General features: G+C 40.8%; 15 protein-coding genes. 13 read left to right on the forward strand and 2 right to left on the reverse strand.

Going from position 1 to position 16171, the window contains the following annotated elements; translation table 11 throughout:
* The first annotated feature begins 53 nt into the window (after positions 1-53).
* From AC3IPL_RS04775 to rny, 13 genes are all read left to right on the forward strand, one after another.
* Entirely contained in the window at positions 54-1238 is a 1185-nt protein-coding gene (locus tag AC3IPL_RS04775; protein ID WP_489242106.1) for a M16 family metallopeptidase, read from the forward strand.
* Between the two features lie 50 nt (positions 1239-1288).
* A complete protein-coding gene (locus tag AC3IPL_RS04780; protein ID WP_489242107.1) occupies positions 1289-1561 on the forward strand; it encodes a hypothetical protein in 273 nt (90 codons plus the stop codon).
* A gap of 180 nt (positions 1562-1741) precedes the next feature.
* Positions 1742-3415 carry a ribonuclease J2 gene (gene rnjB, locus AC3IPL_RS04785; RefSeq protein WP_489242109.1) on the forward strand — a complete coding sequence of 558 codons (1674 nt, stop codon included), beginning with the start codon at positions 1742-1744 and terminating at the stop codon, positions 3413-3415.
* Positions 3416-3486: 71 nt separating this feature from the next.
* Positions 3487-5676, forward strand: coding sequence for an FtsK/SpoIIIE family DNA translocase (locus AC3IPL_RS04790; protein WP_489242274.1), 2190 nt, complete (start codon positions 3487-3489; stop codon positions 5674-5676).
* Positions 5677-5687: 11 nt separating this feature from the next.
* The gene (locus AC3IPL_RS04795) at positions 5688-6404 is read left to right on the forward strand and encodes a GntR family transcriptional regulator (RefSeq protein WP_489242110.1); all 717 of its coding nucleotides are present in this window, start codon (positions 5688-5690) and stop codon (positions 6402-6404) included.
* A 4-nt stretch (positions 6405-6408) separates the two neighbouring features.
* Positions 6409-7647: an EF-P 5-aminopentanol modification-associated protein YfmF gene (gene yfmF / locus AC3IPL_RS04800; protein WP_489242111.1), complete on the forward strand. Its 1239-nt coding sequence runs from the start codon at positions 6409-6411 to the stop codon at positions 7645-7647.
* Positions 7644-8912, forward strand: coding sequence for an EF-P 5-aminopentanol modification-associated protein YfmH (gene yfmH, locus AC3IPL_RS04805; protein ID WP_489242112.1), 1269 nt, complete (start codon positions 7644-7646; stop codon positions 8910-8912). The genes yfmF and yfmH overlap by 4 nt, the downstream gene beginning before the upstream one ends.
* Entirely contained in the window at positions 8905-9606 is a 702-nt protein-coding gene (gene ymfI / locus AC3IPL_RS04810) for an elongation factor P 5-aminopentanone reductase (protein ID WP_489242114.1), read from the forward strand. The genes yfmH and ymfI overlap by 8 nt, the downstream gene beginning before the upstream one ends.
* Before the next feature lie 11 nt (positions 9607-9617).
* The gene (locus AC3IPL_RS04815) at positions 9618-10403 is read left to right on the forward strand and encodes a YmfK family protein (RefSeq protein WP_489242116.1); all 786 of its coding nucleotides are present in this window, start codon (positions 9618-9620) and stop codon (positions 10401-10403) included.
* 12 nt (positions 10404-10415) lie between these two features.
* Positions 10416-11276 (forward strand): RodZ domain-containing protein, encoded by an 861-nt coding sequence (locus AC3IPL_RS04820; RefSeq protein WP_489242118.1) that lies wholly within the window; start codon positions 10416-10418, stop codon positions 11274-11276.
* Positions 11277-11296: 20 nt separating this feature from the next.
* The gene (gene pgsA, locus AC3IPL_RS04825; RefSeq protein ID WP_489242120.1) at positions 11297-11878 is read left to right on the forward strand and encodes a CDP-diacylglycerol--glycerol-3-phosphate 3-phosphatidyltransferase; all 582 of its coding nucleotides are present in this window, start codon (positions 11297-11299) and stop codon (positions 11876-11878) included.
* Positions 11879-12206: 328 nt separating this feature from the next.
* Positions 12207-13235, forward strand: coding sequence for a recombinase RecA (gene recA / locus AC3IPL_RS04830; protein ID WP_489242275.1), 1029 nt, complete (start codon positions 12207-12209; stop codon positions 13233-13235).
* A gap of 177 nt (positions 13236-13412) precedes the next feature.
* Positions 13413-14966: a ribonuclease Y gene (gene rny / locus AC3IPL_RS04835; protein WP_489242121.1), complete on the forward strand. Its 1554-nt coding sequence runs from the start codon at positions 13413-13415 to the stop codon at positions 14964-14966.
* A gap of 137 nt (positions 14967-15103) precedes the next feature.
* Here rny and AC3IPL_RS04840 read toward each other — a convergent pair whose 3' ends face one another.
* Positions 15104-15412: a tyrosine-type recombinase/integrase gene (locus tag AC3IPL_RS04840; protein ID WP_489242122.1), complete on the reverse strand. Its 309-nt coding sequence runs from the start codon at positions 15410-15412 to the stop codon at positions 15104-15106.
* Positions 15334-15870, reverse strand: a complete 537-nt coding sequence (locus tag AC3IPL_RS04845; RefSeq protein ID WP_489242123.1) for a site-specific integrase — start codon at positions 15868-15870, stop codon at positions 15334-15336. The genes AC3IPL_RS04840 and AC3IPL_RS04845 overlap by 79 nt, the downstream gene beginning before the upstream one ends.
* Positions 15871-16171: the final 301 nt, after the last annotated feature.

The raw sequence follows: 16171 nt of genomic DNA on the forward strand, positions 1-16171 counted from the left end.
AGAAAAACTGGATCATTGATGGATCCAGTTTTTTCTTGAAAAGAGGTTAATCGTTGAAGTTACAAAATGGACTTGTTTTTCTTGAACATAGCAATGCACATCAAATCGTACATATAGCTGCATTCGTCAAAGTAGGAACAAAGCACGAATCTTCATTCCCGGCAGGGACAGCTCACTTTATTGAGCATATGCTCTTCAAAGGAACTCGTGCGTTCACCGCCATGCAGATGGCAGAAGAAATGGATGCGATCGGAGGCGAAGTCAATGCTTATACGACGAAAGAATACACTTGTTATACGATTAAAACACTAAAGCGATACGAAGCTCGGGCTATACAGCTTCTTGACGAGATGCTGAATCGTGCTACCTTTCCAGAAGAAGAGATCAAGCGTGAACAGCAGGTGATTCTTGAAGAAATCAAAATGACAGAAGATGACCCGGAAGACTTAATCTATGAATCTTTCCAGAAGCAGTCATTTCAAAACAGTTCATTTTCGCAACCGATTTTAGGAACTAAGGAATCGCTCGCCGCTATTGACCGGAACGTTCTGATTTCTTTCTATCAGACGTTTTACAGTGCTGACCGAATCATTATTTCCTACTCAGGAGATAATCCGAACGGAGTGATTGATATGTTCAGCAGAATGCAAAGCAGTGACTTTGAACAGGTTGCAGCTCATTATCGGTGGACACCGTTTAATGACAGCCGGCTGTATGATTATGAGCAGGCCCACTTATTGATAGGCTATAATGCCGTAAGCTATCATCACCCGTTATACGATGCCTTCAGTTTGTTCAGCTCGATGTTCGGTGAATCGGTATCATCTCCACTATTTAGAAGGCTGCGTGAGGAACTTGGCTTATGTTATAACGTGTACTCTTCACTTGAATCATTTGATGAGGGCGGCCTATTTTCAATCTATATTGCTTGCGACCATACTGCTATTGACGAAGCAACAGCTGAAATAAACAAGCTGCTGAACTCATTTAGAGATACAGTGACTGCTGATCAACTTGAAAGAGCGAAGACTTATTTAATCACGAATGCGTATATGAATAATGACTATGAAGGTCAGATGATAATGCGCAGCGGCATGAGTTATTTGTATTACGGTAAAGTCGTGACGCTTGAAGCGTTTGAACAGCGAATCAATGCGATTTCTTTCGCTGATATTATGACTGTGCTCGATATTCTGAATAAGCCTGCCTCTACACTGGTATTTACTAAATCTTTGTAATTTCTAGTAGTTGGTATTAAAATATAGTTGACTATAAAGGAGGCATTACAATGGTATTTGATCGAATAATTGTAAACAATCAGACATTGCTGGCAGAAGGGCAGCTGACTGTTGATCAGCCGCTCATTAAAATTACGACGACAGATGGTGAAGTCGGTCAATACTTCAACCAGCTGGAAACAAGTCAGCAGTCTATCGAATCCATCGCATTGTTCAAAGGGGAAGAAGAGCGTTACGCATCATCCAGTATTCAAATCAGCAAGTTGACATTGGTCGGTGGGAATTATCGTATTGAACTTGAAGAAACCCATCAAGTGAATTAGTCTTTTAATTATCGGAAATCCTTCATCATATTTGATGAGATTTCCGATTTGTTTTGTCTATAGGTCATATTTCTTCTAGTTATCCACCGTATGGCTATTTTTTATTGTGTTATAAGATTCAAATAGCTTATAATAAAGACAATATGTTTTGTACGGGAAAGAATTTTAGGAGGAACTATTTTGAATTTAGTGAAGAAAGAAAATCATCATATTAGAATAATACCACTTGGTGGTGTAGGGGAAATAGCTAAGAACATGTATATTGTCGAAGTAGACGATGAAATGTTCATGCTGGATGCAGGACTGATGTTTCCGGAAGATGAAATGCTCGGAATCGATGTCGTCATTCCCGATATTCAGTACGTCGTTGAAAACAAGCATCGTTTAAAAGGGATCTTCCTGTCACACGGACATGAAGATGCCATCGGTGCACTGCGCTATATTATCGACAAAGTAGACGCGCCGATCTATGGGTCACGTCTCACTCTTGCATTAGTGAAAGACCATATGAGGGAAGCAAAAGTCGATAAAAAATTAAAATATTATACAGTCAACAATGAATCTGTCATGCGGTTCAAAGGTGTTAATATTACATTCTTTAATACAACGCACAGTATTCCAGACTCATTAGGTGTCTGCATTCATACTTCACATGGTGCGATTGTCTACACAGGTGAGTTCAAGTTTGATCAGAGCGTCAAAGGACCATATCGTCCGGACATCTCAAAAATGAGCATGATTGGTGAGAACGGCGTACTGGCTTTAATCAGTGATTCAACTGAAGCGGAAAAACCGGGCTATAATACACCTGAAAATGTCATTGAGAGTCATATTAATGATGAATTTGCCAAAGCTCGTGGACGTATCATTGTATCGTGCTATGCTTCAAACTTCATCCGGATTCAACAAGTACTGACTGCTGCAGCGAATACGAACCGTAAAGTGAGCTTCCTCGGAAAGTCACTGGAGAGTTCATTCAATACAGCTCGTAAACTCGGCTACTTCGATATTCCAGATCAATTACTGATTCCAATCAAAGATATTTCTAAGTATCCTAAAAACGAAATGGTCATCATATCTACAGGTTCACAAGGTGAACCGATTGAAGCATTAGGACATATGGCATTACAAAAACACAGCATTATGAATATCGATGAAGGAGATACAGTGTTCATCACGACGACACCTTCGTCTGGTATGGAAGTGATATTAGGCTCTACTATCAACCATCTCGTAAAAGCGGGTGCGCATGTCATTCCAACTAATAAAAAAATCCATGCATCTGGTCACGGCTGTATGGAGGAACTGAAAATGATGCTGAACTTAATGCAGCCGAAATACTTCATCCCTGTACAAGGGGAATTTAAAATGCAGATTGCTCATGCGAAGTTAGCAGCAGAAACAGGTGTTCAACCTGAACATATCTTCTTATTGGAAAAAGGGGATGTCATTAACTTCGACGGTGAAAAGATGCTTGCGAACGAGAAAGTTACTGCCGGTAATGTGCTGATCGACGGTATCGGTGTCGGTGATGTCGGTAATATCGTCCTTCGTGATCGTCGTCTGCTTGCTGAAGATGGTATATTCATTGCAGTCGTGACACTGGATCCTAAAAATAGACGCATTGTTGCTGGACCTCAGATTCAGTCGCGAGGATTTGTCTATGTCAGAGAAAGTGAAGAACTGCTGAAAGAAGCAGAAGACAAAGTACGTGCCATCGTTGAAGAAGGATTAATGCAAAATCGTATAGAGTGGGCTGAAATCAAACAAGATATGCGCGACAAATTAGGTAAGTTTCTCTATGATTCAACTAAGAGAAGACCGATGATTATTCCAGTGATTTCAGAAATCTAGAATTTGATAATAATAAATAAACAAGCTTAGGCTTGTTTATTTATTTATTATGAGAGGTGCCTTAATTGGTTATAAAAAAAACAAGCGGTAAAAAACGTAAGCCGGCAGCAAAAAAGAAGCGGACAAAGAAGCGGGATACACCTGTTATTTATTTATTTGCTCTAGTAGTGCTGGCACTTCTTGCCATCGGTGTACTGCAATTCGGTCTTGTAGGTCTAGCCATCGATTGTCTGATGATCTTATTGACAGGCAGTGTCCGTTACTTCACTTATTTATTTATTGCAATGCTGACTATATATTATACAGTCAACAAGCGATTTGTTCCGTTGAATAGAAGGTTTGTCGGGTGGATCACTCTGCAGGTCGGCTTGACGATTTTGTTTGAGTCGGTGCGTCATCTGACCTCGATTCAAAGGAAACCGACATTCAATAGCATCTTTGAAATAGAATCTGATCATGAGTTTCATTTTCAAGGAGGCGGACTTATAGGTTATGCGCTTGAGTGGTCTCTGAGTCAGCTGATCAGTTCAGTCGGTGCGCTGATATTCTCACTACTTGTCCTTGGTATCGCCGGCATATTGATTGCAGGACGGTCGATTAGAGCAGAGTCCAAAGTAATATTTGATCAGCTGATTAAATGGGTTCACGCAAGTCAGATGAAACTTTTCAATATGAAGGCTCGACTGGCTGAAAGACCTGTTGATGTCTCGGAACTTCAGGAAGTTACGGTTGAGCCTGAACCAGTTCAACTACCATCTGAAGAACGACAGGACGAACCGGTTGATATACCACTGATGCATCACGACGCACGGCCAAAAAAAGAGCAGCAGGTGCCTGTGATTGATGATGAAAATCCTGATTACCAGCTGCCGCCGCTAGAGCTGCTGAATCCTCCTGTCAGTGGTGTGAAGTCAGATATGAAGACCATCAAGCAGCGGGGACAGCTGCTTGAGTCCACATTAAAAAACTTTGGTGTCAATGCCAAAGTGAGTCAGATCAGAATTGGACCTGCTGTGACACAGTACGAAGTCCAGCCGGCGATGGGTGTCAAAGTCAGTCGAATTGTTAATCTGTCGAATGATATCGCACTGGCACTCGCAGCAAAAGATATTCGTATTGAAGCGCCGATCCCTGGTAAATCAGCTGTCGGTATTGAAGTGCCGAACAACTCTGTGTCAATGGTGACATTAAGAGAAGTACTGGAAGAAGAGCCGGCAGCCGAAAACAAGTTAAAAGTAGTGCTCGGCCGCAATATATCAGGTGATGCAATTACAGCAGAACTGAACAAAATGCCGCATCTGCTTGTAGCCGGCTCAACCGGCAGCGGTAAATCTGTCTGTATCAATGGCATTATTACAAGTATATTGATGAACGCCAAGCCGCATGAAGTCAAACTGATGATGATTGACCCTAAGATGGTAGAATTGAATGTCTATAATGGGATTCCTCATCTGCTGACACCTGTTGTCACCAATCCACAGAAAGCAGCGCAGGCGCTGCAAAAAATTGTCGGCGAAATGGAACGACGTTATGACTTATTCAGTCATACAGGTACAAGAAATATTGAAGGATACAATCAATATTTGATGCGGCAAAATAACGAACTTGAAGAGAAAAATGCAAAGCTCCCTTATATTGTCGTGATTGTCGATGAGCTGGCTGACTTGATGATGGTTGCCAGTAAAGACGTCGAAAGTGCGATTATGCGGATTGCACAGATGGCCCGGGCAGCAGGCATTCATTTAATCATCGCAACCCAACGTCCTTCTGTAGATGTCATCACAGGATTAATCAAAGCTAATATTCCGTCTAGAATCGCATTTGCTGTCAGTTCGCAAATAGATTCACGTACCATACTGGATTCGCAAGGTGCTGAAAAATTGCTCGGTCGCGGGGACATGCTGTTCTTACCGTCAGGACAATCAAAACCAACAAGAATTCAGGGCGCGTTCCTGTCTGACAAAGAAGTAGAATCCGTAGTCAACTATGTGACAAAGCAGCAGTCAGCGAATTATGTCAAAGAACTGGAACCCGATGACATAGTGACGCAGGAATCACCATCAGAGGACGCCTTGTATTTTGATGCGCTGCAATTCGTAGTAACGAATCAGAAGGCTAGCGCCTCATTACTACAGAGACAGTTTAGAATAGGATATAATAGAGCTGCGCGATTAATCGATGAGCTGGAGATGAATCAAGTCATCGGACCTGCTTCTGGCAGTAAGCCGAGACAAGTATTAATCAACGAAACAGAAGAATGATGGAGGAATGAATGATGTCCGTTCAAAGAACGATTTTAATTGCTAAAGACTGGATTATCATGAAGATCAATCAACAGGAATTTAAACCTAACATGCCGATTCCAAGCCTGTATGAAATTTCACGAACACTTGATGTGTCACAGGACGATGTGGAGCAGGCTATAAGAGAGCTCATTACTGAGCAGATTTTGACGGAAAAATTCGAAGAAGGTTATTGCGTCAAACCAGAACCTGATTTTTTCTATCCGGTCAATGAACTGCGGAGTATTACTCGAATGATTGAAGAAGTCGGCTGTAAGGCCGGCACTATTATCATCAGTCAGGACCCTGAAGTCCCTTCTCTTGATGACAAGAAAATACTTGATATTACGGATGATCAGATGATCACTGTCATCGAAAGAATCAGAACGGCTGATGGTCGACCGGTCGCCTATTGTCTTGATAAAATTAACATGACTGATTTTGATTATATGCATTTAAATAATAACCTGTCGTTACTGCAGATACTTCAGGAAGATCCAAAATATAAAGTAGCCTATGCCAATTCTGAAATAGAAGCTATCAGCTATGAACCTTATATTTCTAATGCACTTGATTGTGCACCTGAAGAAAGTCTGCTGCTCTTTAAGCAGGTTCATTATAATGCAGAGGATGTTCCAGTTCTTTACTCAATGAACTATTTCAAATCTAATCAGATGAAATTCCAAATTAAACGGGAAATGAAGTGATCACATGATACCTATTCATATTAATGAAGAACGCAAATTCAAAACGATTTCTGTTGTTGTTAAGTTCAAGACACCTATCAACAAAGAAACTGTAACAGAGCGTGCACTGCTCAGTAAAATACTCACGAAATCAACAGCCAAATATCCGACAGAACAACTCCTTCACGATGCACTGGCTGATTGTTATGGAGCAAATGTCTATAGTTATGTCACTAAACAAAAAACAGCTCACGTCGTGACCATTGGTATAGATATGATCAATGACAAATATTTGAGCCATCCAGAAAATTTGTTCAAGCGTGGACTTGAAATATTATCAGAAGTGATTCAACGGCCCGTCATTGAAAATAATCAGTTCAACGCACATAAAGTTTCAATAGAGAAAAAATTACTGCAGGCACGATTTGAAGCTATCAAAGATAATAAAACGCAGTACGGCTATCAGCAGCTTATGAAAGAAATGTTCAAAGGACATGATTACCGGTACCCCAGCTATGGGATTGAAGAGAAATTAAATGAGGTGACACCGCAGTCACTCTATCATGCGTATCGTTCAATGATCAATGAAGACGAGAAAGAAATCTTTGTGATCGGAGATATTGAAGCCGCTGATGTGAAGGATAACATCAAACATTATTTAGCACTGCCGCAGGGGACTGCTGTCCTTGATACTTTTCAGCTCGAACAACCGGCAGAACCTGTCTATATTACTGAGCAGACAGATACGACGCAGGCCAAGATCAATATCGGGATGACAGCAGATGTCAACTACGGAACAACATCCTACTTCGCTCTCATCGTATTCAATCAAATTTTCGGCGGCGATGTTACTAGTCTATTATTCATGAATGTCAGAGAAAAAATGAGTCTCGCTTATCAGATTCATTCACAGATCGATGCAAGACTTGGCTATATCTATGTGATTGCAGGCGTCAACAAAGAAACAAAAGAACTCACTGTGAAAACTATTCTAGATCAGCTTGCGCTCATTAAAGAGGGTGAGTTTGATGAAGCATTAATACATACAGCTAAAACAATGCTCATTACACATAAAAAAGAAACATTTGACCGTCCAAAAGGATGGATAGAAACAACCTATGCTAAAGGATTTGATGATATTGAGCTGACCACACAAGAGTGGATCCAAGGAATCGGCCGGGTGACAGCTCAAGATGTGATCGATGTGGCACAGCATATCCATGTCCATACGATATATTGTCTAGCAAATGAGGTGCAATCATGAGAGAAATCATTTATGAGCAGATTGATGAAGCGTTATACGAAACGACATTGACTAATGGATTGAAACTGTTTCTCATTCCTAAAAAAGGATTCCAGAAAACGTATGTGACATTGACCACACGGTACGGCTCGCTGCATAACCAGTTCGTACCGTTCAATGAGACACAAATGATTAAAATGCCTGAAGGAATTGCACATTTTCTTGAACATAAGATGTTCGAAAAAGAAGACGGCGATATGTTCAATTCATTCTCAGTGAACGGTGCCTCTGCTAATGCATTCACATCATACGATCGGACGAGCTATTTGTTTACGGCTATTGATCACGTTGAAGAGAACATTAAACTCCTTCTCAAGATGGTGCAGGAGCCGTATTTCTCAAAAGAGTCGGTTGAGAAGGAAATCGGCATTATTGCTGAAGAAATTCAAATGTATCAAGATCAACCGAACTACCGGCTGTACTATCAAACGCTGCAGGGATTATACCATCATCATCCTGTGAAAGAAGATATCGCCGGCAGCATCGCGTCCATTAATGAAATTACTGCAGACAAACTTTACAGCTGCTATCACACGTTCTACCGTCCTGAAAACATGGTGATGTTTATTGTAGGGAATATTAATCCTGAAGAGATTGCACAGATTGTAGAAGACAATCAGTACACGACAGATGACACTACTTACTTTCCTGAAACAGCAGTCATCAATGAGCCGTCTTCTATTCATGAAGCGACATTGATACAGTCAGCAGACGTACAGCAGCCTAAAATGATGCTTGCTATCAAAACAGAGCTGCATCAACGGGAGCAGTCATTGATTAAAACGGAATTAGAAGTGTCATTTATACTTGACTTATTGTTTGGTGAGCAGACAGAATTCTATCAGGAACTGCTGGCTGATGACTTAATCGATGATACATTCGGTTATAATTTTACATTGGAACCTACGTTTTCCCATATCTTTATTGCAGGTTCTACAAAGCAGCCGGATGCGCTGAAAGAACGCATTATGGAACGCCTATCTGCCAAGGCGTTTAAAGAAGATGATTTCAACAGGCTTGTCAAACAGACCATCGGAGAATATATTTCAAGTTTAAATTCACCTGAATATATCGCGAATCAGTTTACACGTTATTATTTCAATGATGCAGTGCTATTCGACATTCTACCGTTACTGGAAACGCTCACTTTGGCTGACAGCTTGAAAACTTTTGAGACCATTGATGTGACAAATATGACAGACAGCCGGTTAATCCCTAATGGCTGACTATCTTGTGACAGGGGGAAGTGGTGATATTGGCCGTGCAGTAGTTGATAGATTGCTCGATGAAGGGCATCGTGTCATCTGTCACTACTTTGCTGCTGATGTAACACTGCTGAAAGAACGCTGGCACAGTAAGCCAGTCACATTCTGGCAGGCAGATTTAACAGTAGAGCTGGTCAACCAGCCTGATTTCTGTAACGATATAGATGGTCTGATCTATGCCGCTGGGACGGCACACTACGAACTGCTGCAGGATATGTCATCTGAGGCGATTGATAAACAATATGCGATCCATCTCAAAAATCTGATCAAGCTTGTACAGTGGATAGTTCCTGCGCTTGTCTCTAAACAATGTGGTAATATAGTGATAATCAGTTCGATCTGGGGAGAAACGGGAGCCGCTATGGAATCCATCTATTCAACAATGAAATCCGGACAGTTAGGGTTCACTAAGGCAATGGCAAAAGAACTGGCACCCAGTCATATTACAGTTAACGCGGTAACACCAGGGCTTGTTCAAGGGAAAATGACCGATATCTTTCCTGAAGAAGAGCTGAAAATGATTCTTGAAGATATTCCTCAAGGTGAACTTGTACTTCCTCACGAGATCGCTCATATGGTCAGTTACCTGCTGGATGAGCGGTCGAGACATGTGACAGGACAAGTACTGAGAATTAATGCCGGGTGGCTGATATAGGGGGACTAGCAATGCATAAAGAATGGTATCTCGAGTACGAAATAAAATTAAACAGACCAGGATTGTTAGGAGATGTATCCAGCCTGCTTGGTACATTAGGCATCAGCATCATCACTATTAATGGTGTCGATCAAGGACGCCGGGGATTACTGCTGAAAACAGACGATATGGAAAAAGTGTCGCGTTTTGAAAATATCGTGAAATCACTTGAAGAAATTGAAATCACTAAGCTGCGTACCCCGCAGCTGAGAGACCGTCTGGCCGTTAGACATGGTCGTTATATCAAACGGGATCTGGATGACAGAAAAACATTTCGATTTGTCAGAAAAGAACTCGGGATACTAGTTGATTTTATGGCAGAACTATTCAAGGAAGAAGGCCATTGTCTGGTCGGTATCCGTGGAATGCCTCGTGTAGGCAAGACAGAATCCATCGTGGCAGCTAGTGTCTGTGCCCATAAGAAATGGCTGTTTATTTCGTCGACGATGATTAAACAGACTGTTCGTAATTCGTTGTTCAAAGGTGAATACGATGGTAATTATATTTACATTATTGACGGAGCAGTCAGCGCGAAGCAGACGGATATGAAGCATATGCAGCTCATCAATGAAGTGATGACATTACCCGCTGTAAAGGTGATAGAGCACCCGGATTTATTTGTTGAGAACAGCAATTTCACTCTGGATGACTTTGATTACATTATTGAACTCAGAGAGACTGAAGACCAGCAGATAACGTATGAGCAGGTCAGCAAAAATAATTTATTCAGTAATGAGGGCTTCGGATTTTTTGAGTAAGGAGGTCATGATATGCAGCAAATAGGACGTAAACTGAAACAAAAACGTGAATCGCTCGGTATGACACTGGTTGACCTTGAAAACAAGATTAAAATCCAGCGGAAATACATCGAAATGATTGAGCGCAATGACTTTGAATCGCTTCCTAATCCGGGATATACCGCTGGATTCATTGAGAAATATGCTAAAAGTGTGAATTTAAACGCTGATGCCCTGCTTAAAGAGCATGCTGATGAACTGCCTCAAGAGCGGTTATCTGCTGTTGATGCCAGAAAACAGTTGAAAAATGAGTCTCCAGTCAATGTCAAAAAAGATGACCAGTTGATTAGACCGTTAATTATTTCGCTGCTAGGATTAGCGCTTGCCATCAGCGTGATCTGGTTGATCAGTTCAAAATTGCTGTTTAAGTCGACAGATGACGGCTGGGTGGCTGGAGACATTAACGAAAGCCGCAATGTCAAAGTCGAAGCAAAAGAAGAAAAATCGAAAGCGGCTGCTGAAGACAAGAAGAAAGAGCAGCCTAAAAAGCTTGAAAAACAAAAAACAGCAGTGCAAACATCTGTTAAATATAAATCATTTGACGGTGCTGCATTAAGTTATGACGTATCTACTAACGACCAGATTGACCTCAAAGTGAAGTCAGATGTATCGACTTGGATTCAAGTGTATGATGATCAAAATAAGCGGTATGCCTATCAGGAAGTGAAGAATAAGACGATGACTATCGATAAGAATGTGAAGACAGTGACTTTAATTTCCGGTAATTCTACAGCGCTTGAAGTCTTCATTAATAATCAGAAGGTTGATGTGCCGAAGACGGCAGAAAACATTATTACGAGAACGTATCAGTTCTCAATAGAACAAACAGATTAACAGGGGAAGTAGGTTGTAGAATGAACATTCCGAATCAAATTACAGTCGCTCGTGTACTGTTGATTCCTATCTTTTTAATTTTTTTACTAGCGGATTTTGATATGGGTGACATTAGTATACTTGGCAGTTATGACATGCGTATTGAGCAATTCATCGGAGCACTGATATTTATTTTTGCATCTTTGACTGATTGGGTGGACGGCTATCTTGCGAGAAAATGGCAATTAGTGACCAACATGGGGAAATTCCTTGATCCACTGGCAGATAAACTGCTTGTATCATCCGGGTTGATCGCTCTAGTTGAACTCAATGTACTTCCTTCATGGATGGTGATCATTATTGTTGCCCGTGAGTTTGCGGTGACAGGGCTAAGACTCCTTCAAGTGGAGCAGGGCTTTGTGTCTGCAGCAGGGAAACTCGGCAAAATCAAAACAGCTGTAACGATGGTGGCCATGACATTGATGCTGTTGAATGAACCACTGGTTAACTGGGTCGGCTTCAGCACTGGTTACTGGTTGATGTACGTGGCGGTATTCTTTACCATTCTATCAGGAATCGAATATTTCTATCATGGCCGCGATGTCTTCAAAAATTCAAAATAACCAATCATATCGAATACAGAATATCCCGAAAGCTGAAAAGACCTCTAACTTTCGGGATATTTTTATTTGATGAAATTTAATAAGCTTAAGTTTTTCCATCAAATAATAGGGGTATCGATAGCAGATTACTTCAAATGCTGTCTTTATTCCATTAAATTCAGCACGAAAAAATACGAACAAACGTTTGCTTTTTGCTTGCTATTTGGTCGATAAATCAGTATAGTAATACATATAGGAACGACACAAATCAGCTAATAACACGAGTGTTATTAAGGAGGATATACATTTGAACGAACGTCAAAAAGCATTAGATACAGTGATTAAAAGTATGGAAAAATCCTTTGGTAAAGGGGCAGTCATGAAACTTGGAGAAAGCGCAAACCGCAGTATTTCTACTGTTTCAAGCGGCTCTATTACATTGGACGGTGCATTAGGTGTAGGGGGTTATCCAAAAGGAAGAATCATTGAAATCTATGGCCCTGAAAGTTCAGGTAAAACGACGGTAGCACTTCATGCGATTGCTGAAGTTCAGGCACAGGGCGGTGTCGCTGCATTTATTGATGCTGAGCATGCGCTTGATCCTGCTTATGCTCAAAAATTAGGTGTAGATATCGATGAGCTGTATCTCTCACAGCCGGACCACGGTGAACAAGGACTTGAGATAGCAGAAGCATTCGTACGAAGTGGTGCTGTAGATATTATCGTTGTCGATTCAGTTGCTGCCCTAACACCGAAAGCTGAGATTGAAGGCGAAATGGGTGACTCACACATGGGTCTTCAAGCGCGTTTAATGTCACAGGCGTTACGTAAGTTGTCAGGTGCCATTTCAAAATCCAATACAATCGCTATTTTCATCAACCAGGTCCGCGAAAAGATTGGTGTCATGTTCGGTAACCCTGAAACAACACCAGGTGGCCGTGCCCTTAAATTCTACAGTTCTGTCCGTCTGGAAGTTAGACGTGCTGAACAGTTGAAACAAGGTGTGGAAGTTGTCGGTAACCGCACTAAAATCAAAGTAGTCAAAAATAAAGTAGCACCGCCATTCCGTGTGGCAGAAGTCGATATTATGTACGGGCAGGGGATATCACGTGAAGGTGAAATCATTGATTTAGGTTCAGAACACGAAATCATCCAGAAGTCTGGTGCTTGGTATTCATATAACGGCGAACGAATGGGTCAAGGTAAAGAGAATGTTAAATTATACTTGAAAGAAAACCCTGAAGTGCTCAAAGAAATCGATTTGAAGATTCGTCAGGAGCTGGGAATTATTCCTAAGGACGATAAAGAAACAGCTGATACTGAAACAGAGGCTCCTGAAAACAAAATGGATGATCTGTTCGAGGATGAATTGGTATAATTTTCACGATAAAACTGAAGTCCGTGCGACTTCAGTTTTTGTCTGTTAATAAATATGATGAGCACCTTGACTTTACTACACGGCAAAAAGTACAATTAAGTTATATAATTATAAAATTATATATTGTTAACTCTCAATGGATAACTAGATAATTAAGCAAAAGGAGGTGTTTATGTTATGCTATACACCTTATGCATTTTGCTTGGCATCATTCTAGGAGTTGCTGCCGGTTATTATCTAGCAAAGACGAATTTGACGAACCAGCAGATTCAAGCGAGACAAACTGGTGATCATATTGTTAAAGAAGCTAGAAAAGAAGCTGAAAGTCTGAAAAAGGAAAAGCTGCTTGAAGCGAAGGAAGAATATCAGCTTCGGAGCGATCGTTTAGAAGAAGAATATCGGGATAGACGATCAGACTTATCAAGACATGAAGCAAGGCTACTTCAAAAAGAAGAGAATTTAGATCGAAAAAGCGACCTTCTGGACAAGAAGGATGAGCTTTTAGAACAAAAGGAATCTAAAATTGAAGCAAAACAACATCAAGTTGATGCGTTAGAGCAAAGTGTTCAAGATATTATAGTGAAACATGAACAAGAACTGATACGCATCTCCGGACTGACTCAAGATGAAGCGAAGCAGGAAATTATTGACCAGGTCGAAGAAGAACTCTCTCATGACATAGCAGTATTAGTTAAAGAGAAAGAACAAGAAGCAAAAGATACGGTCGACAAGAAGGCGAAGATGCTTCTTGCAACGACTGTACAGCGTTTAGCAGCAGACCATACATCAGAATCAACGGTATCTGTCATCAATTTACCGAATGATGAGATGAAAGGACGGATCATCGGCCGTGAAGGACGAAACATCCGGACGCTTGAGACCCTGACAGGAATCGATTTAATCATCGATGATACACCGGAAGCAGTCATTCTGTCTGGGTTTGACCCGATTAGACGCGAAATCGCGAAGATTGCGCTTGAAAACCTTGTCTCAGACGGTCGTATCCATCCAGGCCGTATTGAAGAAATGGTTGAAAAAGCCCGCCGCTCTGTCGATGAAGTCATCAGAGAAGCAGGGGAAGCGGCGACGTTTGAACTTGGCATCCACAATCTGCATCCTGACTTAGTGAAAATACTCGGCCGTATGAAGTACCGGACGAGCTATGGTCAGAACGTGCTGAAGCACTCTGTAGAAGTGGCTCACTTAGCAGGGATGATGGCAGCAGAGCTCGGTGAAGATGTCACGCTCGCAAAACGTGCAGGCTTACTTCACGATATCGGTAAAGCAATTGACCATGAAGTAGAAGGCAGTCACGTTGAGATCGGGGTAGACCTTGCGAAGAAATACAAGGAGCATCCTGTCGTGATCAACGCGATTCATTCGCACCATGGTGATGTGGAACCGACGTCTGTCATCTCTATTCTTGTCGCGGCTGCAGACGCACTGAGCGCTGCAAGACCGGGCGCAAGACGGGAGACGCTTGAGAACTACGTAAGACGTCTCTCACGCCTTGAAGAGATCGCTGAAAGCTATGATGGTGTTGAGAAGTCATTCGCCATCCAGGCGGGCCGAGAAATCCGCATCATCGTCACACCGGAAGAAGTGGATGACTTGAAAGCACACCGTCTTGCACGGGATATCAAGAATCAGATTGAAGAAGAACTGCAGTATCCAGGACACATAAAAGTCACTGTCGTGAGAGAAATGCGTGCAGTCGAATATGCAAAATAATTGATACAAATCAGATAACTCTTAGAGCCATAAGGCTTTGAGAGTTGTTTTTCTTTTTGTACATGTAAAAAATGGGCAGAAAATGGGCATACTGTGAAAAAACTTGATAATTAAGCACAAAAAAAAGAAGCGGTATCTTATAATATAACCGCTTCTAATTGCTCTTTTAATTCCTGGTTCATCTTATCAGTTACATGATTATATATTTGCAAAGTTGTTCGGTGATCTGAATGTCCTACACGTTGCATAATAGATTTAAGAGGTACGTTGTTTTGTGTCAAGATAGATATATGTGTATGTCTTAATGTGTGAGTTGTGACATGTTTCTTTATACCGCAATTCTCATAAGCTAATTTTAATGTGTCATTTATTCTACCGAAGTAAATAGGCTTGCCAGTATGATTAGTAAACACAAAGCCTCTATCGTTGTAAGAATCTTCCCACATAGTGGACTTTTATTTTTAAGTATTAACTTTCTTAGTATATCGCAACTTCTTTTATTGATACTGATAGTCCTGTAGCTTGAATCGTTTTTAGTAGTCTCTTTAATACCGAACTCACCTTTTTTATTTGAAGTCCATAAAATAGTACCATCTATCGTTAATGTCTGATTTTCAAGGTCAATATTATGCGGTTGGATTGCTAAAGCTTCACCGACACGCATACCATTTAAAGCCATGAACTCAATCAAATCAGCAATATAATTATAATATCTATGATTATGCTTTGATTGTTTACGGTTGCCGAATAATTGTATCTCCTCAACAACGCTTTTAACCTCACTTGTTTCGAGGTAATTCTCTTTCTTTGCTTTAACATCATCAACGGTTTTAGCCTTTTTACCAACGATTAACTTATCCAGGTATTCAAATTCAACACCATAAGTATTTGATATATGTTTCATTACATTCTTGAATATCATCAATACATCACGATTGTATTGCGATGATAACTTTTCTTTAGTCAGATCATCAAACTTGGATTGTGCATAAGGTAGGGTGATGTTAGCAATTAATATATCATCTTTAAATAACTTTAATAGCTTATTTGACTTAGGTATATATGTTCTGATAGTTGAAGCTTTATTACCGCTATGTGTCTTATGATGTTCCTGCCATTCTTTGAATCGTCTACACTTGATTGGACAACTCCTATAAGGGAGGTTATTGTTAAATCAAGTGTAGACAATTCTTAGATTTACAAAA

It is taken from the genome of Macrococcus sp. GL_134 (genome assembly GCF_057834705.1).

Coding starts and splice junctions, on each gene's coding strand:
- AC3IPL_RS04780 (WP_489242107.1), top strand. CDS start 1,289: ATGGTATTTGATCGAATAATTGTAAACAATCAGACATTGCTGGCAGAA.
- AC3IPL_RS04795 (WP_489242110.1), top strand. CDS start 5,688: ATGATGTCCGTTCAAAGAACGATTTTAATTGCTAAAGACTGGATTATC.
- yfmF (WP_489242111.1), top strand. CDS start 6,409: ATGATACCTATTCATATTAATGAAGAACGCAAATTCAAAACGATTTCT.
- yfmH (WP_489242112.1), top strand. CDS start 7,644: ATGAGAGAAATCATTTATGAGCAGATTGATGAAGCGTTATACGAAACG.
- ymfI (WP_489242114.1), top strand. CDS start 8,905: ATGGCTGACTATCTTGTGACAGGGGGAAGTGGTGATATTGGCCGTGCA.
- AC3IPL_RS04815 (WP_489242116.1), top strand. CDS start 9,618: ATGCATAAAGAATGGTATCTCGAGTACGAAATAAAATTAAACAGACCA.
- AC3IPL_RS04820 (WP_489242118.1), top strand. CDS start 10,416: ATGCAGCAAATAGGACGTAAACTGAAACAAAAACGTGAATCGCTCGGT.
- pgsA (WP_489242120.1), top strand. CDS start 11,297: ATGAACATTCCGAATCAAATTACAGTCGCTCGTGTACTGTTGATTCCT.
- recA (WP_489242275.1), top strand. CDS start 12,207: ATGGAAAAATCCTTTGGTAAAGGGGCAGTCATGAAACTTGGAGAAAGC.
- rny (WP_489242121.1), top strand. CDS start 13,413: ATGCTATACACCTTATGCATTTTGCTTGGCATCATTCTAGGAGTTGCT.
- AC3IPL_RS04840 (WP_489242122.1), bottom strand. CDS start 15,412: ATGTGGGAAGATTCTTACAACGATAGAGGCTTTGTGTTTACTAATCAT.
- AC3IPL_RS04845 (WP_489242123.1), bottom strand. CDS start 15,870: ATGAAACATATATCAAATACTTATGGTGTTGAATTTGAATACCTGGAT.